Source organism: Micromonospora sp. NPDC050200, assembly GCF_040656135.1.
In the GTDB taxonomy this organism is placed as follows: Bacteria; Actinomycetota; Actinomycetes; order Mycobacteriales; family Micromonosporaceae; genus Micromonospora.
Genome location: NZ_JBFALG010000007.1, coordinates 72,315 through 90,960 on the forward strand (window position 1 = coordinate 72,315; position 18,646 = coordinate 90,960).

Sequence of the window (18,646 nt, forward strand, 5' to 3'; positions counted from 1 at the left end):
TCCCCGCCGGGGGGGTGGGTCAGGCGGGGGTGGGGAGGGTGGCCCGGCGGGTGCGGACGGCGGCGGCCAGGTGGTCCAGGACCTCGGCGGTGGTGTCCCAGCCGATGCAGGCGTCGGTGACCGAGCGGCCGTAGGTCAGCTCCCGGGTGGGGTCCAGGTCCTGGCGGCCGTCGAGCAGGAAACTTTCCAGCATGATGCCGACGATGCCGCGCTGGCCGGCGGCGAGCTGCCCGGCCACGTCGGCGGCCACCCTCGGCTGGTTGCGGTGGTCCTTGCCGCTGTTGGCGTGGCTGGCGTCGACCACCACCCGCTCCGGCAGGCCGGCGGCCCGCAGCAGGTCCAGCGCGCCCGCCACCGACCCGGCGTCGTAGTTCGGCCGGCCCCCGCCGCCGCGCAGCACCAGGTGCCCGTCGGCGTTGCCCCGGGTGTGCATGATGGCCGGGGTGCCGGAGACGTCGATGCCGGGGAAGACGTGCGGCACGCCGGCCGCCCGGATCGCGTCCACCGCCGTGCCGATGCTGCCGTCGGGGCGGTTCTTCATGCCGATCGGCATGGACAGCCCGGAGGCGAGCTGCCGGTGCACCTGGCTCTCCACCGTCCGGGCGCCGATCGCGCCCCAGGCCACCGTGTCGGCGATGTACTGCGGGGTGATCGGGTCCAGGAACTCGCAGCCCACCGGCAGGCCGAGGCGCAGCACGTCGAGCAGGAGCGCCCGGGCGATCCGCAGGCCGCGGTTGACGTCGCCGGAGCCGTCCAGCGCCGGGTCGTTGATCAGGCCCTTCCAGCCCACCGTGGAGCGCGGCTTCTCGAAGTAGACCCGCATCACCACCAGCAGGTCGTCGGCGTGCCGGTCGGCGGCCTCGCGCAGCCGGTGGGCGTAGTCCAGCGCGGCGGCCGGGTCGTGCACCGAGCACGGGCCGACCACCACCAGCAGGCGGTCGTCGGCGCGGTCCAGCACCCGGCCGGCCGCGCGCCGGCCGGCCAGCACGGCCGCGGCCAGCGGGGCGTCCAGCGGCAGGTCGTGCAGCAGCAGGGCGGGGGTGGTCAACGGCACGACGCGGTCGATCCGCTGGTCGATGACCGCGTGGGTCTCCGGAGTGGTCACGGTGGGCATCCTCTCGCCGACCGTGTCCCGGGGCCGGTGCCCGGGTCGAGCCGGCTGCTCGTACGCAGAAGGGCAGGAGCGAGAGCTCCTGCCCGGCCGGCTCGAAAACACAGGTGACGTCAGCTCATGGCGAGGTCACCGGCGTCGGAGCCGGCTGCCTAAACCATCGATACGAGCGCGTCACGCCGGCCAGCCTACCCGACCGGACGGGGAAGGATCACGGGGTCGTCCGGAAAGCCTCGCCTGACGTTCACCTTCGTCGATGCGATCGCCGGTAACGTCACCGGCACACGTCACCTGACCCGGAGGTTCCGATGGACCGTCGTACCGTCCTGCGTGCCACCGCTGCCGGCGGGGCAGCCGCCTTCGCCGGCAGCCTCTGGTCCGGCGCGGCGCTGGCTGCCCCGGCCCAGCCCGGCATCGGCCCGTACGGGCCGCTCGGCGCGGCCGACGCCAACGGCGTCCAGCTGCCAGCCGGTTTCACCAGCCGGGTGGTCGCCCGGTCCCGGCAGGTGGTGCCCGCCACCACCTACGCCTGGCACGACGCGCCCGACGGCGGCGCCTGCTTCACCGCCGGCACCGGCTGGATCTACGTCTCGAACTCGGAGATCAGCCCGGGCGGCGGCGCCTCGGCGATCCGCTTCAACGCCGACGGCAGCGTCGCCTCGGCGTACCGGATCCTCTCCGGTACCAACCAGAACTGCGCCGGCGGCGCCACCCCGTGGGGGACCTGGCTCTCCTGCGAGGAGGTCAGCCGGGGGTACGTCTACGAGACCTACCCGCAGGGCGGCACGACCGCGGTGCGCCGGCCCGCGCTCGGCCAGTTCAAGCACGAGGCGGCGGCCGCCGATCCGGACCGCAAGGTGATCTACCTGACCGAGGACGAGACCAGCGGCTGCTTCTACCGGTTCCGCCCGACCGTCTGGGGCGACCTCTCCGCCGGCACCCTGGAGGTGCTGGTCGGCGGCACTGCCACCAGCGGCCCGGTGAGCTGGACGCGGGTCCCCGACCCGGACGGCTCGCCGACCTACACCCGCCAGCAGGTCTCGGGCGCGAAGAAGTTCAACGGCGGCGAGGGCGCCTGGTACGCCGGCGGCACCTGCTGGTTCACCACCAAGGGCGACAACCGGGTCTGGGCGTACGACGCGGTCAACCAGCGGATCGACCTGGCGTACGACGACTCGCTGGTGGTCGGCGGAGCCGCGCCGCTGACCGGGGTGGACAACATCACCGGCTCCCGCTCCGGCGACCTCTACGTCGCCGAGGACGGCGGCAACATGGAAATCAATCTGATCACGCCGGACGAGGTGGTCACGCCGTTCCTGCGGATCACCGGCCAGTCCTCGTCGGAGATCACCGGCCCGGCGTTCTCGCCGGACGGCGGCCGGCTCTACTTCTCCTCCCAGCGCGGCACCTCCGGCTCCTCCTCCGGCGGGATCACCTACGAGGTGCGCGGCCCGTTCCGCTGACCCCCGGTGCGGCCCGTCCGGCGCCGCCCGGCGTCGCGCCCGAGCGGGCGCGATCTTGCGGGCGTGTCGGGCGGGTCGACGGGGTATGAGGCTCGGATGAGCCACGAGCAGAACGACCAGGAACGGGTGGAATCCCGTGCCCACCTGCTGCCGGAGGAGGCGGCGGTCGGCAGCGAGGACCCGCAGGCGCAGGCCGACGCCATCCTCACCGAGTCCGACATCCGGGAGGAGGACCGGAACGCCGCCCCGGACACGGTGCTGGAGCACCGCACCTCCGATCAGACCGTGACCCCGAGCGAGCCCCCCGACTGATCGACCGCCCCGGGCCGGGCGGGACCCCCGGCGCGCCGGGTGGGCTCGCCACCGGCGACACGTCCCCTTTCCGCCCCGGAGATCGGATAGCGTCGGGTCATGCCCGACAGCGGTTACCCCTGGCCCATCGAGACGACCCGACTGGACAACGGCCTGCGCGTGGTGGTGAGCGAGGACCGCACCGCCCCGGCGGTGGCGGTCAACCTCTGGTACGACGTGGGTTCCCGGCACGAGCCGGCGGGGCAGACCGGCTTCGCCCACCTCTTCGAGCACCTGATGTTCGAGGGTTCGGTCAACGTCGCCAAGACCGAGCACATGAAGCTGATCCAGGGCTCCGGCGGCTCGCTCAACGCCACCACCAACCCGGACCGGACGAACTACTTCGAGACCGTCCCGGCCGAGCACCTGGAGCTGGCGCTCTGGCTGGAGGCCGACCGGATGGGCGGCCTGGTCCCCGCGCTCACCCAGGAGACGCTGGACAACCAGCGCGACGTGGTCAAGAACGAGCGCCGCCAGCGCTACGAGAACGTGCCGTACGGCGACGCCTGGCTACGGTTGCTGCCGCTGCTCTACCCGCCCGGCCACCCGTACCACCACGCGACGATCGGCTCGATGGCCGACCTGAACGCCGCCGACCTGGCCACCTTCCAGGCGTTCCACACGACCTACTACGCGCCGCACAACGCCGTGCTCACCGTCGTCGGCGACGCCTCCGCCGCCGAGGTGTTCGCGCTCGCCGACAAGTACTTCGGCGCGATCCCCGTCCGCGAGGAGATCCCCGCCGCGCCGGACGGCCGCACCGTCGCGGCCACCGGCCGGGCCGCCGTCGAGACGGTCACCGGCGACGTCCCCGCGCCCCGCGTGTACGTCGCGCACCGCACCCACCCCTTCGGCACCCCCGGGTACGACGTGGCCACCGTGCTCGCCGCGGTGCTCGGCAGCGGCCGGGGCAGCCGCCTCTACCAGCGCCTCGCCGACGGGGAACGGATCGCCCAGCCGGACCTGGTCGGGGCGTACGGGGTGGACCTGGCGCACGCCCCCGCGCCGCTGATCGTCACCGCCACCGCCCGCCCCGGGGTGGGCGCCGAGCGGCTGGCCGCCGGCGTCGCCGAGGTGGTCGACGAGCTGACCACCGTGCCGGTGACCCACGTCGAGCTGGACCGGGCCAAGGCGCTGCTGAGCACCGCCTGGTGGCGGCAGATGTCCACGGTGGACGGCCGGGCGGACACCCTCGGCCGGTACGCCACCCAGTTCGGCGACCCGGCCCGGGCCGCCGAGCGGCTGCCGGCCTGGCTGGCGGTGACCGCCGACCAGATCGCCGAGCTGGCCGCCGAACTGCTCGGCGCCGACGACCGGGTGACCCTGACCTACCTGCCGGAGGAGACCCCATGACACTGATCGCCGCCCGTCCCGGCGCGGGCACCCCCCGCCCCTACCGGTTCCCCGCCGTGGTCCGGCGGGACGTCGCCGGCGGCCGGGTGGTCGGCGCGCACCTGCCCGGGCAGAACCTCGCCGTCGCGGTGCTGCTGCTCGACGCCGGGGCCGGCCGCGAGCCGGTCGGCAAGGAAGGGCTCGGCGGGGTGTTGGCCAAGGCACTGGAGGAGGGCACCGCCCAGCGGGACGCCACCACCTTCGCCCTGGCCGTCGAGGGGCTCGGCACCGAGCTGGTGACCGGGCTGGACTGGGACTCCTTCCAGGTCAGCGTCCAGGCCCCGGTGGACCGGCTGAGCGCGGCGGTGGAGCTGCTCGCCGAGGCGGTCCGGACGCCCCGGCTCGACCCCGACGACGTGCGCCGGGTCCGCGACGACGAGGCCACTGCGCTGCGGATGGACTGGGCCAACCCCGGGCCGCGCGCCGACGCCGTGCTCCGCGCCGACCTCTTCGGCGCCGACAACCGGTGGGGCCGCCCGATGTACGGCGACCCGGACTCGGTGGCCGCGCTGGACGTCGAGGACGTCACCGTCTTCCACTCCGAGTGGTTCATCCGGCCCGGCACGCTGATCGTCGCCGGTGACCTGGACCGCCTCGACCTGGACGGGCTCGCCGCGGCGGCGTTCGCCGGCACCGGCGGCGGCCCGGTCGAGCGTGGCGGCCCGATCGAGGTGCCGCTGCACACCGGGCGGCGGATCCTCCTGGTGGACCGGCCCGGCTCGGTGCAGTCCACGCTGCGGCTCGGGCACCCGTCGCCGCACCGCGCCCACCCGGACCACGTGCCGATGACGCTCGCCGGCACGGTGCTCGGCGGGGCGTTCACCTCCCGGCTCAACCACCTCATCCGGGAGGTGCGCGGCTACACGTACGGCATCCGGGGCGACTTCGCCTCGTCCCGCCGGTTCGGCCGGTTCGCGGTCAGCTCCGGCGTGCAGACCGCGGTGACCGCGCCGGCCCTGGTCGAGGCGGTCGGGGAGATCTCCCGTACCCAGGTCGGCGGGGTGACCTCCGACGAGCTGGCGGTGGCCCGCTCCTGGCGGGCCGGCCAGCTGTCGGTGGAGTTGCAGAGCCCGGGGGCGATCGCGTCGGCGCTGACCACCCTGGTGGTGCACGACCTGCCGGACGACTACCACGCCCGGCTGCGCGAGTCGCTGCTCGCCGCCGACGTGGCGCAGGTCTCCGCGGCGGCCGCCGCCCACCTGTACCCGGAGTCGCTGACCCTGGTGGTGGAGGGCGACGCGGCGGTGATCCGCGACGAACTCAGCGCGAGCGGGCTCGGCGAGGTGACCGACGCCACGCTCTGATCGGGCCGAATCCGGTCCGGGCGGTGGGAAAGCGTTCCCGCCCGGACCGGTGGCCTGGGTAGCCTCGCGGGCATGAGGATCGGCATTGTGGGGGCCACCGGCCAGGTCGGTGGCGTGATGCGGCAGGTGCTGGCGGAGCGCGACCTTCCGGCGGAGCAGGTGCGGCTGTTCGCCTCCGCCCGGTCGGCCGGGCGCACCCTGCCCTGGCGCGGCGGCGAGGTGACGGTCGAGGATGCGGCCACCGCCGACTACTCCGGGCTGGACATCGTGCTCTTCTCGGCGGGCAAGGGCACCGCCAGGGAGCTCGCCCCCCGGGTCGTCGCCGCGGGCGCCGTGGTGATCGACAACTCCTCGGCGTTCCGGATGGACCCGGCGGTGCCGCTGGTGGTCGCCGAGGTCAACCCGCACGCCGCCGCCGTACGCCCGAAGGGCATCATCGCCAACCCGAACTGCACCACGATGGCCGCGATGCCGGTGCTGCGCCCGCTGCACTCCGAGGCCGAGCTGGTCGGCCTGGTCGTCTCGACGTACCAGGCGGTCTCCGGGGCCGGCCTGGCCGGCGTCGCCGAGCTGGACGAGCAGGTCCGCAAGGTCGCCGAGGACGCCAGCGCGCTCGCCTTCGACGGCGCCGCCGTGCAGTTCCCCGCGCCGCGCTCCTTCGCCCGGCCGATCGCCTTCAACGTGCTCCCGCTCGCCGGCTCGATCGTCGACGACGGCTCCTTCGAGACCGACGAGGAGCAGAAGCTGCGCAACGAGAGCCGCAAGATCCTGGAGATCCCCGGGCTGAAGGTCTCCGGCACCTGCGTCCGGGTGCCCGTCTTCACCGGCCACTCGCTCCAGCTCAACGCCCGCTTCGCCCGGCCGGTCAGCCCGCAGCGGGCCCGCGAGCTGCTCGACGGCGCACCCGGCGTGGCGCTGTCCGACGTGCCCACCCCGCTCGAGGCGGCCGGCCAGGACCCGACGTACGTGGGCCGGATCCGCGCCGACGAGACCGTCGAGCACGGCCTGGCGCTGTTCTGCTCCAACGACAACCTGCGCAAGGGCGCCGCGCTGAACGCGGTGCAGCTCGCCGAGCTGGTCGCCGCCGAACTCCGCTGAGCCCGCCCGTCTCCCGGGCGGATCGCGCCGTGCCGGCCGATTCGGGTGCGAGCGGCATACCTGACAGGCATATTCATACCTCTCAGGTATGTCGCCCGTGCGCACACCTGCTTCAGCACCAGCCGATGCGGAGGACGTCATGACGGACGAACGGACCCGGCAGGACCTGACCGAACTCATCGCCGGCCGGTGGCTCGGTGTGCTCGCCACCATCAAACGGGACGGCCGGCCGCAGCTGTCCAACGTGGTCTACGCCTTCGACCGGGAGCGCGGCCTGATCCGGGTCTCGGTCACCGACGGGCGGGCCAAGACCGCCAACCTGCGCCGCGACCCCCGGGCCAGCTTCCAGGTGAGCAGCGAGGACGGCTGGGCGTACGCGGTGGCGGAGGCGCGGGCCGAGCTGACCCCGGTGGCGCAGCGAGCGGACGATCCGACCGTCGAGGAACTGGTCGGGCTCTACCGGGCGGTGCAGGGCGAACACCCCGACTGGGACGACTTCCGCGCCGCAATGGTCGCCGAGCGGCGGCTGGTGCTGCGCCTGCACGTCGAGCGGGTCTACGGCATGCCACCGCGCGGCTGACCCCGACGGCGGCGGTGTGCCGGCGGCTGCGGCGGCACCGGTGAGCCCGCGTTACCTGCTGCGGGGCGGCGGGTAGACGGGGCCTGCCGACACCGAGAGGGGAGCACCATGACAACGGTCGGAGAGTTCATGACGACCCGGTTGGTGACGATGGACGGCAACGACACGCTCACCGCTGCGGCGCAGGAGATGCGCGACAGCGCGATCGGCGACGTGGTGGTGACCGCGGGAGACAACGTGGTCGGCATCGTCACGGACCGGGACATCACGGTCCGTGGGGTGGCCGAGAACATGGACCCGAACACCACCAGGCTCGACCAGATCACCAGCAAGGACGTGGTGACGGTCAGCCAGTACGACGACGCGGTCGCCGCGGCCGACCTGATGCGGACGTACGCCGTACGCCGGCTGCCGGTGATTGACGACGGCAAGCTGATCGGTCTGGTCTCCATGGGTGACCTGGCGGTCGAGCGGGAGCCGCAGTCGGTGCTCGCGGACATCAGCGCCGACGAGCCCAACAACTGACCGTCCGCCGCGGTCCTGTGACGCCGGCTCCCGTACCCGGGGGCCGGCGTCCGGCTGCCCGCGGCCCTCAGCCGGCTCCACCCGCACCGTCACGGCGGACGCCCCGCGGGCGAGCCGCTACTGCGCGGGTACGACGGTCGCCGGGACTCACCCGATCCGGGCGAGGTTGACGGCATACCGGACGGGGACCCGGTCGGGGTACGTCGTCATGCCGCGGATCGACGGGGGGAGTGGATGGTGGACCCGACCACGAGGTTCTTCGAGGATCTCGACCGGCGGGGTTACGAGCCCCTGCTGGACAAGACCGCCGGGACATTGCGCTTCGACCTGCACGAGGGGGCGCACACCACGCACTGGCTGCTCCAGATCGACCGGGGCAGGCTGGAGGTCAGCCGGGAGGACCGCGAGGCGGACACCGTGGTCGGCACCGGGCCGGTCCTTTTCGGGGACATCGTCGCGGGCAACGAGAACGCGATCGCCGCGCTGCTGCGGGGCGACATGACCGTCTCGGGCGACCTGCGACTGGTGCTCCAGGTGGAGCGGATCTTCCCCGGCCCGCCCACTTCCCGGGGCCCGCGGCACGAATTCCGCAGGGAGGCCCGCTGATGGCGCAGAGCAACACGATCCGGATCCTGGACGGCAACACGTTCGTCGTCTCCGAGGAGACCGGCGACATCGAGGCGACGCCGAGCGAACCGACCGGCCTGTTCGCCATCGACACCCGCTTCCTGTCGAAGTGGGTGCTGACAATCAACGGCGAGCGCCTGAACGCGCTCTCCTTCGACGACCTGCAGTACTACGAGGCGCGGTTCTTCCTGGTGCCCGGCATGGCCACCCACTACATCGACGCCAAGCTGTCGATCATCAGGCAGCGGGCGGTCGGCGGGAGCTTCCGCGAGGACCTCACCATCCTCAACCACGACGAGAAGCCGGTGGACCTGGAGATCCGGATGGACGCCGGCTCCGACTTCGCCGACCTGTTCCAGGTCAAGGACGAGATCCTGAACAAGAAGGGCGAGATCTACGCCGAGGTGGAGGCGGACCGGCTGCGCCTGGGCTACCGGCGTGGGAAATTCCGGCGCGAGACGGTCATCTCGACGTCCCGGCCGGCCCGCTACGACAAGAACGGCTTCGCCTTCAGCGTCCACCTGGAGCCGAACGAGCAGTGGCACACCGGCATCGACGTGAAGACGCTCGCGATCGGCCCGGGCGGCCGGGACCTGCGGATGGGCCTCCAGGCGCTCGGCACGGAGCGGCTCGCCCTTCAGCATGACCTGGAGGAGTGGATCGCCAAGGCCCCCAAGCTCAACAGCGAGCACGCCGAACTGGCGGCCACCTACCGGCGCAGCCTGGTCGACCTGGCCGCGCTGCGCTTCTCGCCGCTGTCGCTCGGCGGGCAGACGCTGCCCGCGGCCGGCCTGCCCTGGTTCATGACGATGTTCGGCCGGGACAGCATCCTGACCTGCCTGCAGGTGCTGCCCTTCGCCCCCGAGATGTCCAAGACCACGCTGCGCATCCTCGGCGCGTTGCAGGGCACCCGGTTCGACGACTTCCGGGACGAGGACCCGGGCCGGATCCTGCACGAGATGCGCTACGGCGAGACCGCCGCCTTCGAGGAGCAGCCGCACTCGCCGTACTACGGCTCGGTGGACGCCACCCCGCTGTTCGTGATCCTGCTCGACGAGTACGAGAAGTGGACCGGGGACGTCGCCCTGGTCCGCGAACTGGAACGGGAGTGCCGGGCCGCGCTCAAGTGGGTCGACGACTACGCCGACCTGGTCGGCAGCGGCTACATCTGGTACGAGCGGCGCAACACCGACACCGGCCTGGAGAACCAGTGCTGGAAGGACTCCTGGGACTCCATCTCGTACCGCGACGGCACGCTGCCGCCGTTTCCCCGGGCCACCTGTGAGGTGCAGGGCTACGCGTACGACGCGAAGGTGCGCGCCGCCCGGATGGCCCGCGAGTTCTGGGGCGACCCGGGGTACGCCGACCAGTTGGAGCGGGAGGCGGCGCAGCTCAAGGAGCGGTTCAACCGGGACTGGTGGGTGGAGGACGGCGAGTACTACGCCCTCGCCCTGGACCCGGACGGGCGCCAGTGCGGCACGCTGAGCTCCAACATCGGGCACCTGCTGTGGAGCGGCATCGTCGACCAGGACCGGGCCGAGAAGATCGCCCGCCACCTGGTCGGTCCCCGGCTCTTCTCCGGCTGGGGTGTGCGCACCCTCGCCGAGGGGGAGGTCAGGTACAACCCGATCGGCTACCACAACGGCACGATCTGGCCCTTCGACAACTCCTTCATCGCCTGGGGCCTGCGCCGATACGGCTTCACTGAGGAGGCCGCCACCATCGCCAGCGGGATCCTGGACGCCGCCAACTACTTCAACGGGCGGCTGCCGGAGGCGTTCGGCGGCTACCCCCGGGAGCAGACCAAGTTTCCGGTGGAGTATCCGACCGCGTGCAGCCCGCAGGCCTGGTCCACGGGCACCCCGCTGCTGCTGCTGCGGACCATGCTCGGCCTGGAGCCGCACGAGGGGCACCTGGCGGTCGAGCCGGTGCTGCCGGTGGGGATGGGCCGGATCGAGATGCTCGACATCCCCGGCCGCTGGGGCCGGGTGGACGCCTTCGCCCGGGGCCGGCTGGACCTGCACAAGCTGGCGGAGTAACGGTGTTCCGCCGGCTCTCCCGCCGTCGGTCAGGGCTGGTGGGGGAGCAGGCAGAACTCGTTGCCCTCCGGGTCGGCGAAGACCGTCCAGCCGGGCAGCTCCCGGATCACCGTGGCGCCGGCCTCCAGCACGGCGGCCCGCTCCTCGGCGTCGCCGACCAGGTCGAGGTGGATCCGGCCGGGGCCGGGCAGGTCGTCGACCGGGGAGATCCAGATGCCGGGCCGGTGCCGGTGCGGGTCCCGCAGCAGCACCGACTCGCCCGGAGCCAGCGACCGGTCGGCGAGCTTCGCCTCGTCCTCCGGCACCACCGGCAGGCCGGTGACCAGGCTCCAGAAGGGCGCCAGCAGGTACGGGTCACGGCAGTTAATCACGATGGCGTGCAGCTCAGGCATGCGTCGACGGTAGCCCCCGCGGGCCGGGGCGAGGTCTCGGAGCCGGTCAGCGGGTCGGCAGGACGGTGTCGAGGAACGCGCTCGTGACCGCCAGGATGTCCGGCCGGTCCAGGGCCAGGGCGTGGCCGCCGTGGGTGATCCAGCTGTGGGTGGGGTGGCCGGCGGCGACGAGCGCCCCGGTGAGCGCGACCGACTGAGCCACCGGTACGGCCGCGTCGCCGGTGCCGTGCACCAGCAGTACCGGCGCCCCGTTGCCGAGGTGGGTGGCGACGGCCGAGTCGACGGTGGCGGGGTCCCCGGCGGCCGGCGGGTGCCCGAGCAGGTCGGCCCACGGGTCGTCGTCGGCCCGCAGCCGTCGCCACTCGCCGGCCAGCGGGTCGCTCACCGGCCAGTACGCCAGCGCCGCCGCCACGTCGTCCGGCCGGTCGACCCCGCGCAACGCCAGGTGCAGGGCCAGGGTGCCGCCGGCCGAGTCTCCGGCGACCAGCAGCGGCAGCCCGCCCGCGTCGTCGCGGGCGGCCCGCGCCGCCTGCCGTACGTCGTCGAGCTGGGCCGGCCAGTGCGCCTGGTGGGAGAAGCGGTAGGTCGCCGCCACCACCCGCAGCCCCAGCCGGGCCAGGGCCGCGCCGTCCTCGTCCGACCGGCCACGCCATCCGCCGCCGTGGATCCAGAGCACCACTGCGCGTTTCTTCATCCCGCCATCCTGGGGCCGCGTCGGCGGCTGTGGCGAGCCCTGTCTGCCAGCGGCAGAACGGCCACCCGGGCCGGCCTACGACCGGTCGTTCGGGCCCTACGGGTCCGTAACCTACGCGGGGTAAAGTTGCCGGATGCCGGAACTCGTGTACCCACCCGTGATCGCCGCCGCCAAGACGATGTTCCGGGTCCTCGACCTGCGCCTGACCATCGATGGCAGCCACCACGTCCCCCGTACCGGTGGGGCCGTGCTGGCCAGCAACCACGTCAGCTACCTGGACTTCATCTTCTGCGGCTACGGGGCGCACGAGTCCCGCCGGCTGGTCCGGTTCATGGCGAAGCAGGAGGTCTTCGTGCACAAGGTCTCCGGCCCGCTGATGCGCGGCATGAAGCACATCCCGGTGGACCGCCGGGCCGGCGCCGGGTCGTACAACTCCGCGGTGAGCGCGTTGCGGCGCGGCGAGGTGGTGGGCGTCTTCCCCGAGGCGACGATCAGCCGCTCGCTCACCGTCAAGGAACTCAAGAGCGGGGCCGCCCGGATGGCGCAGCAGGCCGGCGTGCCGCTGCTGCCGGTGGCGCTCTGGGGCACCCAGCGGCTCTGGACCAAGGGCCGGCCGAAGAACCTGACCCGCCGGCACACCCCGGTCACCATCCTGGTCGGCGAGCCGATGGACCCGGCGGACTGGCCGGACACCAACGCGATGACCGTCGAGCTGAAGAGCCGGTTGTCGGCCCTGGTCGACCGGGCCCAGCGGGAGTACCCGGACAAGCCCGCCGGCCCGGAGGACGCCTGGTGGCAGCCGGCCCACCTCGGCGGCACCGCCCCCACCCCCGAGGGGGCCGCCGAGTTGGACCGTCGCGGCCGGCGCACCGCCACCTCCTGACCACGCGCCCGCATCACCTACGGCGTCCGCATCACGTGCGGCGTCGGCATCACCTACGGCGTCCGCATCACGTGCGGCGTCCGGTCATCCGCGGCGCCTGCTCAGCCCCTGCGCCCGCTGCCCGGCGCGTTCGCTGCACCGTGCGCCGGTCGTGGCCGTGGCAGCCGCGGGCGTGGCAGCCGTGGGCGTGGCGGTCCCGATCCCGGTGGCGATGTCGTGGCGAGACGCTTTGGAGCGGATGTCGTCAACGACTCGCCGTCGGAGGGACGCGCCCGCAGCGGGCTCGGAGGAAGGGCCGCGAGTGAATCGTTCATGCCATCAGCTCCAAAGGGAACGACACCGCACCCGCGTCCGGCGGGGCTTGCCGAACCTGCCCGGCGGCCGACCTGCCCGGCGGTCATCAGGTCGGTGAGGGCGGCGGAGGCGGCCGAACCTGCCGCCTGCCGGGCCAGCCTCGCCTGCCGGGCCAGCCTCGCCTGCCGGGCCAGCCTCGCCTGCCGGGCGCGCCGGGCCTGCCGGGCCTCCGGGCGCGCCAGGGGCAAGCCAGCCAGCCGGGCAGCCGGGCCTGCCGGGCCTGCCGGGCCTGCCGGGGGAGCAGGGCTGCTGGGCCAAGCGGGGCTGCCGCGCAAGTCGGGCAGCCGGGCCTGCCGGCCAGTGGGGTCGGCCGGGTCGACGGAAGCCGGCGCGGGAGGCGGAGAGGACCAGGGCAGTGACCGGATCGTTCCGCATCCAGGCATGATGGTGTCTGCCGCCCCGGCAGCCACCCGGCCAGGATCAGATCCATGAGCAGAGCAGCACTCGTCGTCATCGACGTCCAGGAGTCCTTCCGTCAGCGACCGATGTGGGCCCACGCGTCGCAGCCCGACATCGTGCGTCAGGTCGACCGGCTGGTCGACGCCGCCCGGCGCCGGGGCGACCTCGTCGTCTGGGTCCTGCACGCCGAGCCGGGCAGCGGAAACGTCTTCGACCCGGCGCTCGGCCACGTCCGGCTGATCGACGGGCTGACTCCGGTGGCCGGCGAGCCCACCCTGGTCAAGACGTCCCACAACGCCTTCACCACCACCAACCTCCAGCAGTTGCTCACCACGGCCGGCGTCCGCGACCTGACCGTCTGCGGCATCCGTACCGAGCAGTGCGTGGAGACCACCACCCGGGTCGGCTGCGATCTGGGCTACGAGACGACCTTCGTGACCGACGCGACCGTGACCTTCCCGACCCCGCACCGGGATCTGCCGGCGACCGCCACCGTCGAGGAGATCCTGGCCGACCCGCGCACCCTCTCCGCCGCGGAGATGACCGCCCGCACGGAGTACGCCCTCGCCGGCCGGTTCGCCACCGTCCGCACCGTCGACGAGGTGACCGGGGCGACCCCGGTCGGCGCGCGGGGCTGACAGCGTGGCCCGGGTCGTCTTCCTGCTGGTCCCGCAGCTGCACCTGCTGGACCTGGCCGGCCCGGCCCAGGTCTTCTCCACCGCCGCCGACAACGGGTACGACTACCGGCTGCACTACGTCGCCGAGCGGGACACCGTGCCGACCGTGCAGGGCGTACCGCTGGGGGCCACCACCGGGTGGCCGGAGCTGGACGTCGACGACCTGGTGGTCGTACCCGGATGGCGGCCGCGCGCGCACGGCCCGGCGGGGCCGGTCGGCCGGGACGACCTGCGGCGCCTGGCCGACCACCACGCCCGCGGCGGCACGGTGGCCAGCGTCTGTGCCGGCGCGTTCGCGCTCGGCCGGGCCGGCCTGCTGGACGGCCGGCGCTGCACCACCCACCATGAGGTGCAGGACGACCTGGCCCGGATCTTCCCGGCCGCCCGGGTGGTCCGCGACGTGCTCTACGTGGTCGACGACCGGGTGGTCACCTCGGCCGGCATCGCCAGCGGCATCGACGTGGCGCTGCACCTGTTGGCCACCCGGCACGGTCCGGCGGCTGCCGCCCGGATCGCCCGCACCCTGGTGGTCTACGCCCGGCGCAACGGGCACGAGCAGCAGGCCAGCGCGATGATGCGGTACCGCTCGCACCTGTCCGACGCGGCCCACCGGGTGCAGGACCTGATCGACAGCCGGTTCTCCGAGCCGCTGCCGCTGGCCGACCTGGCCGCCGCCGGCGGGGTCGCCGAACGCACCCTGGCCCGGCTGTTCCGCCAGGCCACCGGGCTCACCCCGCTCGGCTACCAGCAGCTGCTCCGGGTCGAGCGGGCCGAGCACCTGATCGGGCACGGCGCCACCGTCGAGTCCGCCGCCCGGGCCGTCGGGTTCACCGACGGTCGGATGCTGCGCCGGCTACGGGCCCGGGCTCACTCGCCGACAGCGTCGCGCGCCGAGGGCGTCGGCGTGCGGTAGTAGTCGTCCCGGGAGAGGAACTCCACCGGCAGCGAGCCGGGCAGCGTCACCCGGGCCGTGCCGTCGAGCGGACCGGGTGCGGCCCGCCGGGCCAGCTCGTCCCGTTCCGGTGGGGAGAGTTCCACCAGGCCCGGGCGGGTCAGCCGGAACGCGGCCACCGACCGGCGGACCAGCCGGGCCAGCTCCGTCACCGCGTCGGCCGAGCCGCCGAGGGCGAGCGCCGGCTGCTGGATGGTCCGCAGCGCGTCGCAGACCACCAGCAGCTCCGCGTCGGGGGCCGGCTCGGGCCCGTCCGCCGTCGGCCCGGTGGCCGGCCGCAGCAGCTCCAGGCGGGACGGCCACTGCCAGCGGATCTGCCCGCTGACCAGGCGGGACATCCGTACGCCCCGCCGGTGCCGGGCACCGGTACGGCCGTCCCGTCCGGCGACCACCGACAACTCCGCGCCGGCGCACACGTACGCCAGCCGCCGGTCGGTGACGGTCACCGTGGCCGGCGCCGGCAGCACCCACTGCCGGCGCGTGCCGGTCGGGCTGAGCAGGCAGCCGGCCACCGGGGTGCGCAGTCGCCGCAACACCCGCTCGCCCGCCTCCGGGACCAGCTCGTAGCGCTGGTCCAGCACCGGCCGCAGCTCGTCGTCCAGCGCGTCGAAGCGGTGCGGCGCGATGAAGAACGGGGACGCGTTCTCCTGCATCGGCACGACCTCCCGGCAGTTGGCCTCCTGCCGGTAAGCCTCGCCGAGCCTGCCGGCCCTGTCATGACAGCCGTTAGGGGGTCGGCCGGTCGGCCGCCGCCTGCGACCGGTAGATGCCGATCTCCTCCGGTCGGACGAGGCCGTCCTCGATTGCCCGGGCCAGCAGCGCCGCCTTGGTCGCCGCCGGTCGGCCCGCCCGGGTGTACTTGATCCGCGCCCGGTCCACGTACTGCTTTACGGTGTGCTCGCTGATCCGCATCCGGCGGGCAACCGACGCCTTCGACATCGACTGGAACCAGAGCAGCAGCGCCTCCCGTTCCTTGTCCGACAGGGCCGGCCGGTCCGGGCGTGGATCGCCGACCATCGCCCCGGCCAGCGCCGGCGGCACGTACGGGCGGTCGCTGGCGGCGGCCAGGACGGTGGCCACGCAGTGCTCCCGCCCCTCGTGCTTGGCCAGGAACGCCGCCGCCCCGGCGTCCAGCGCGGCGAGGATCGTGGCCGGGTCGTTGTGCTCGGAGTAGACCACGACCCGCCGGGCGGCGGCGCACAGCTCGGCCAGCTTGTCGATCACCATCCGCCCGTGCAGGCGCAGGTCCAGCAGGACCACGTCGGCGTCCGGGGCGTCCCCCAGCACCTGGTCCGGGTCGTCCCCGGTGGCCAGTACGCGCAGCCGCGGCTCGCCGGCCAGCCAGGCCCGCACCCCGTCGATCACCACCGGGTGGTCGTCCACGATGGCCACCCCGACCGGCCGGTCCCCGCTCACGTCCTGCGCCACCGGGTCTGCGTCCACCTGATCTCCCCGTCCCGATCCTGAACGTGCTCCACCCGACCGTCGTCCTGGACGTGGCTCGGTGGGCCGGTCGCTTCCGGACCGTTCACCTCGGGGGTGACCAGGCTGACCGCCACCTCGTCCGGGCCGGCGACCACGGTCAGCCGGGCCCAGCCCCCGGCCTCGGCCAGCGCGGCGGTGGGCGGGTCGACCAGCCGGCGACGGACGTCCACCGGCAGCGGCGGCGGCGTGCCGATGGCGACCAGCTCGATCGGCAGGCCGTTCCGCTCGGCCAGGTCGGCGGCGGCGCGCAGCTCGTGCAGCAGCGGGTCCGGCACGTCGTCCGACTCGGCGATCAGCCGGCGCAGCCGGGCCGCGGCGAGCACGCACCGGCGCTGCACCAGCGGGTCGGCCGGGTCGGCGCGCCCGTCGGCCAGCTCGGCCAGCACCGCCTCGGCGGCGCCGCTGACCAGGGCGAGCTGGGCCCGCCGCTCCTGCCTGGCCCGCTCGGCCGCGTCCCGCTCGACGACCACGGCGAGGGTGGACGCCGCCGTCGCGGCGCGTTCCCGGGCGAGGGCGGCGATCACCGCCGCGCCGGTGAAGACCGCGGTCGGCAGCGACGAGGTGCCGTAGACGTACATCGCGTACCGGGTCAGGTCGGCGGGGGTGGTCGCGCCGTGGCCGAGCAGGGCGGCCAGGGCGATCAGCGAGTGGGCGGCGAGCAGGGCGAGCAGCCAGGGGACCCGCCGTCCCCAGAGCACCACCACGAAGAACCAGCCGAGGGTGCCCCAGACCCAGTTCGCGGCGGTGAACAAATGCTCCCGCCCGCCGGCCGCGAAGACCGCCGCGTCCACCGCCAGCAGCACCGCGGCCAGCGGCAGCGCCGGCGGCCGGGCGCCGCGCAGCAGCCGGACGCCGGCGTACCCGCCGGTCGCGGCGACGACCAGCCAGCCGGCCCCGACCACCGCCGGCGCGGCCAGCCCGGACCACGCGTCCAGCATTGCCGGCAACCCGATCGCCGTGTGCCAGACCAGCGCGATGGCGACGACCACGATCCGGGCGCCCCCGTCGGAGGCGCGGGCCACGTCCACCCCTGGGACGTCGCCCGGCCGGGGCAGGCTCGCCGGGGGCGGCCCGACCCGGGGCACGACGCCCGGTCCGGCGTCGAGGTCAGCCGACATATGGCCATTCCAGCCGGATCCGGGTGCCCTCGCCAGGGGCGGAGGTCACCTCGGCGCGCCCGCCGACCTCGGCCAGCCGCCCGCGTACCGACTCGCGCAGTCCGTACCGGTGGGCCGGGACGGTGGCCGGGTCGAAGCCGGGACCGTCGTCGACCACCTCGACCACGACGGTGTCCGCGCGGGTGTTCAGCCGCAGGGTGACCGCCGCGCGGGGCGCGTGCCGGACCACGTTCGCCAGCGCGGCGGCGGTGGCGTCCGCGAGCGCCGCGGCGACCGGGGCCGGGGCGGCGCAGGGCGCCAGCTCGGCGGCCACCGCGAGCTCCGGGTGGTCCTCGCGCACCGCCCGCAGCCGCTCGTCGACCGCGACCCGGCCGCCGACCGGCGCGGACCGCGCGTCGGCGAGCCCGACGAGGGTACGCAGGTCCGCCGCGGCCCGTCGGCGCAGCGCCGGTGACCCGTCGGGCACCGCGCCCAACCCGACCATGGTGAGCGTGCCGAGGACCGTGTCGTGCAGGTCCCGGTTCTGCCGCCGCTCCGCCTCCCGCGCGGTACGGGCGACCAGCGCGTCCCGGCGCGACCTCTGGTAGTCGGCGAAGGCCCGGTCGGCCCGGTCGCTCCGCCGGCGCATGACCGCGGTCAGCATCGCCGCCAGGCCGGTCTGCCCCAGCAGGGTCGCCGCGTGCGCGGTGGCCTCGGCGGAGTTGCCAGCGCCGGTGGCGCCGGCAGCGTAGGCGGCGGTGACCAGCAGGCCGGCCGGGACCGACCAGCGGGCCGGGGCGGTCGCCTGCGTGTTGATCACCGTGGTGCTGGCCAGCACCGCGATCCAGCTCCCCTCACCCGGCAGCACCTCCGGCGCGACCAGGTGGGGGATGAGCAGGCACGCCGCCCCGGTGAGCGCGACGTCCCCGGCGACCAGCGCGCCGCCGATCCCGGTGCGCAGCGCACGGACGGCGTAGAGCACCGACCAGGCGGTCAGCACCCCGACCACCACGAGCAGCGTCCCCGTCCGCACCGGCGGGGTGCGCACGGCCAGCGCGGTGACCGCGCCGACCAGCCCGCAGGTGAGCCGCAGCAGGGCCGCCAGGGTGGTGAACATGAGACTGAACGCGCCACCGGCCGGCCGGTCCAGCAGCGACGGCGGCGAGGTCGGAGCGGGTACGGCCGACATCGGGAGGCGTCCTTCGGGCAGCGACCCGTCCGGG

General features: G+C 74.3%; 19 protein-coding genes. 12 read left to right on the plus strand and 7 right to left on the minus strand.

What is annotated here, in order from left to right:
- Window positions 1-19: 19 nt before the first annotated feature.
- Window positions 20-1,114 carry a 3-deoxy-7-phosphoheptulonate synthase gene (locus AB0I41_RS07295; RefSeq protein WP_357102896.1) on the minus strand — a complete coding sequence of 365 codons (1,095 nt, stop codon included), beginning with the start codon at window positions 1,112-1,114 and terminating at the stop codon, window positions 20-22.
- 305 nt (window positions 1,115-1,419) lie between these two features.
- Here AB0I41_RS07295 and AB0I41_RS07300 point away from each other — a divergent pair, with 305 nt between their 5' ends.
- From AB0I41_RS07300 to AB0I41_RS07340, 9 genes are all read left to right on the plus strand, one after another.
- The gene (locus AB0I41_RS07300; protein ID WP_357102899.1) at window positions 1,420-2,574 is read left to right on the plus strand and encodes an alkaline phosphatase PhoX; all 1,155 of its coding nucleotides are present in this window, start codon (window positions 1,420-1,422) and stop codon (window positions 2,572-2,574) included.
- Between the two features lie 96 nt (window positions 2,575-2,670).
- Window positions 2,671-2,886 (plus strand): hypothetical protein, encoded by a 216-nt coding sequence (locus AB0I41_RS07305; protein ID WP_357102902.1) that lies wholly within the window; start codon window positions 2,671-2,673, stop codon window positions 2,884-2,886.
- Between the two features lie 99 nt (window positions 2,887-2,985).
- A complete protein-coding gene (locus AB0I41_RS07310) occupies window positions 2,986-4,278 on the plus strand; it encodes a pitrilysin family protein (protein WP_357102905.1) in 1,293 nt (430 codons plus the stop codon).
- Window positions 4,275-5,621, plus strand: coding sequence for a pitrilysin family protein (locus AB0I41_RS07315; protein ID WP_357102908.1), 1,347 nt, complete (start codon window positions 4,275-4,277; stop codon window positions 5,619-5,621). The genes AB0I41_RS07310 and AB0I41_RS07315 overlap by 4 nt, the downstream gene beginning before the upstream one ends.
- A 72-nt stretch (window positions 5,622-5,693) precedes the next feature.
- Window positions 5,694-6,719, plus strand: coding sequence for an aspartate-semialdehyde dehydrogenase (locus AB0I41_RS07320; protein WP_357102910.1), 1,026 nt, complete (start codon window positions 5,694-5,696; stop codon window positions 6,717-6,719).
- 139 nt (window positions 6,720-6,858) lie between these two features.
- Complete coding sequence (locus AB0I41_RS07325; protein ID WP_357102913.1) at window positions 6,859-7,299, plus strand: PPOX class F420-dependent oxidoreductase; 441 nt, start codon at window positions 6,859-6,861, stop codon at window positions 7,297-7,299.
- A 108-nt stretch (window positions 7,300-7,407) separates the two neighbouring features.
- Complete coding sequence (locus tag AB0I41_RS07330) at window positions 7,408-7,824, plus strand: CBS domain-containing protein (protein WP_357102916.1); 417 nt, start codon at window positions 7,408-7,410, stop codon at window positions 7,822-7,824.
- Between the two features lie 234 nt (window positions 7,825-8,058).
- Entirely contained in the window at window positions 8,059-8,430 is a 372-nt protein-coding gene (locus AB0I41_RS07335; protein ID WP_357102918.1) for an SCP2 sterol-binding domain-containing protein, read from the plus strand.
- Window positions 8,430-10,490, plus strand: coding sequence for a glycogen debranching N-terminal domain-containing protein (locus AB0I41_RS07340; protein WP_357102921.1), 2,061 nt, complete (start codon window positions 8,430-8,432; stop codon window positions 10,488-10,490). The genes AB0I41_RS07335 and AB0I41_RS07340 overlap by 1 nt, the downstream gene beginning before the upstream one ends.
- 29 nt (window positions 10,491-10,519) lie before the next feature.
- Here the strand turns inward: AB0I41_RS07340 and AB0I41_RS07345 are convergent, their stop codons facing one another.
- Together AB0I41_RS07345 and AB0I41_RS07350 are read right to left on the minus strand one after the other, a co-directional pair.
- Window positions 10,520-10,882 carry a VOC family protein gene (locus tag AB0I41_RS07345; RefSeq protein WP_357102924.1) on the minus strand — a complete coding sequence of 121 codons (363 nt, stop codon included), beginning with the start codon at window positions 10,880-10,882 and terminating at the stop codon, window positions 10,520-10,522.
- A gap of 46 nt (window positions 10,883-10,928) precedes the next feature.
- On the minus strand, window positions 10,929-11,576 hold the full coding sequence (locus AB0I41_RS07350; RefSeq protein WP_357102927.1) for an alpha/beta hydrolase: 648 nt from the start codon (window positions 11,574-11,576) through the stop codon (window positions 10,929-10,931).
- Window positions 11,577-11,709: 133 nt separating this feature from the next.
- Here AB0I41_RS07350 and AB0I41_RS07355 point away from each other — a divergent pair, with 133 nt between their 5' ends.
- The 3 genes from AB0I41_RS07355 (at window position 11,710) to AB0I41_RS07365 (ending at window position 14,802) form a co-directional block, all read left to right on the plus strand.
- Window positions 11,710-12,459, plus strand: coding sequence for a lysophospholipid acyltransferase family protein (locus AB0I41_RS07355; protein WP_357102930.1), 750 nt, complete (start codon window positions 11,710-11,712; stop codon window positions 12,457-12,459).
- Window positions 12,460-13,241: 782 nt separating this feature from the next.
- The gene (locus tag AB0I41_RS07360) at window positions 13,242-13,850 is read left to right on the plus strand and encodes an isochorismatase family protein (RefSeq protein ID WP_357102933.1); all 609 of its coding nucleotides are present in this window, start codon (window positions 13,242-13,244) and stop codon (window positions 13,848-13,850) included.
- 4 nt (window positions 13,851-13,854) lie between these two features.
- Window positions 13,855-14,802 carry a DJ-1/PfpI family protein gene (locus tag AB0I41_RS07365; protein ID WP_357102936.1) on the plus strand — a complete coding sequence of 316 codons (948 nt, stop codon included), beginning with the start codon at window positions 13,855-13,857 and terminating at the stop codon, window positions 14,800-14,802.
- Here AB0I41_RS07365 and AB0I41_RS07370 read toward each other — a convergent pair.
- From AB0I41_RS07370 to AB0I41_RS07385, 4 genes are all read right to left on the minus strand, one after another.
- Entirely contained in the window at window positions 14,757-15,494 is a 738-nt protein-coding gene (locus AB0I41_RS07370) for a hypothetical protein (RefSeq protein WP_357102939.1), read from the minus strand. The two genes, AB0I41_RS07365 and AB0I41_RS07370, sit on opposite strands and share 46 nt — an antisense overlap.
- Window positions 15,495-15,567: 73 nt before the next feature.
- On the minus strand, window positions 15,568-16,284 hold the full coding sequence (locus AB0I41_RS07375; protein WP_357102942.1) for a response regulator transcription factor: 717 nt from the start codon (window positions 16,282-16,284) through the stop codon (window positions 15,568-15,570).
- Entirely contained in the window at window positions 16,254-17,444 is a 1,191-nt protein-coding gene (locus AB0I41_RS07380; protein ID WP_357102945.1) for a hypothetical protein, read from the minus strand. The genes AB0I41_RS07375 and AB0I41_RS07380 overlap by 31 nt, the downstream gene beginning before the upstream one ends.
- Entirely contained in the window at window positions 17,434-18,612 is a 1,179-nt protein-coding gene (locus tag AB0I41_RS07385) for an ATP-binding protein (protein ID WP_357102948.1), read from the minus strand. The genes AB0I41_RS07380 and AB0I41_RS07385 overlap by 11 nt, the downstream gene beginning before the upstream one ends.
- Between the last annotated feature and the right edge of the window lie 34 nt (window positions 18,613-18,646).

Excerpts from the sequence above, each read along its gene's own strand:
- AB0I41_RS07295 (WP_357102896.1), bottom strand. The coding sequence starts at position 1,114 with ATGCCCACCGTGACCACTCCGGAGACCCACGCGGTCATCGACCAGCGG.
- AB0I41_RS07300 (WP_357102899.1), top strand. The coding sequence starts at position 1,420 with ATGGACCGTCGTACCGTCCTGCGTGCCACCGCTGCCGGCGGGGCAGCC.
- AB0I41_RS07305 (WP_357102902.1), top strand. The coding sequence starts at position 2,671 with ATGAGCCACGAGCAGAACGACCAGGAACGGGTGGAATCCCGTGCCCAC.
- AB0I41_RS07310 (WP_357102905.1), top strand. The coding sequence starts at position 2,986 with ATGCCCGACAGCGGTTACCCCTGGCCCATCGAGACGACCCGACTGGAC.
- AB0I41_RS07315 (WP_357102908.1), top strand. The coding sequence starts at position 4,275 with ATGACACTGATCGCCGCCCGTCCCGGCGCGGGCACCCCCCGCCCCTAC.
- AB0I41_RS07320 (WP_357102910.1), top strand. The coding sequence starts at position 5,694 with ATGAGGATCGGCATTGTGGGGGCCACCGGCCAGGTCGGTGGCGTGATG.
- AB0I41_RS07325 (WP_357102913.1), top strand. The coding sequence starts at position 6,859 with ATGACGGACGAACGGACCCGGCAGGACCTGACCGAACTCATCGCCGGC.
- AB0I41_RS07330 (WP_357102916.1), top strand. The coding sequence starts at position 7,408 with ATGACAACGGTCGGAGAGTTCATGACGACCCGGTTGGTGACGATGGAC.
- AB0I41_RS07335 (WP_357102918.1), top strand. The coding sequence starts at position 8,059 with ATGGTGGACCCGACCACGAGGTTCTTCGAGGATCTCGACCGGCGGGGT.
- AB0I41_RS07340 (WP_357102921.1), top strand. The coding sequence starts at position 8,430 with ATGGCGCAGAGCAACACGATCCGGATCCTGGACGGCAACACGTTCGTC.
- AB0I41_RS07345 (WP_357102924.1), bottom strand. The coding sequence starts at position 10,882 with ATGCCTGAGCTGCACGCCATCGTGATTAACTGCCGTGACCCGTACCTG.
- AB0I41_RS07350 (WP_357102927.1), bottom strand. The coding sequence starts at position 11,576 with ATGAAGAAACGCGCAGTGGTGCTCTGGATCCACGGCGGCGGATGGCGT.
- AB0I41_RS07355 (WP_357102930.1), top strand. The coding sequence starts at position 11,710 with ATGCCGGAACTCGTGTACCCACCCGTGATCGCCGCCGCCAAGACGATG.
- AB0I41_RS07360 (WP_357102933.1), top strand. The coding sequence starts at position 13,242 with ATGAGCAGAGCAGCACTCGTCGTCATCGACGTCCAGGAGTCCTTCCGT.
- AB0I41_RS07370 (WP_357102939.1), bottom strand. The coding sequence starts at position 15,494 with ATGCAGGAGAACGCGTCCCCGTTCTTCATCGCGCCGCACCGCTTCGAC.
- AB0I41_RS07380 (WP_357102945.1), bottom strand. The coding sequence starts at position 17,444 with ATGTCGGCTGACCTCGACGCCGGACCGGGCGTCGTGCCCCGGGTCGGG.
- AB0I41_RS07385 (WP_357102948.1), bottom strand. The coding sequence starts at position 18,612 with ATGTCGGCCGTACCCGCTCCGACCTCGCCGCCGTCGCTGCTGGACCGG.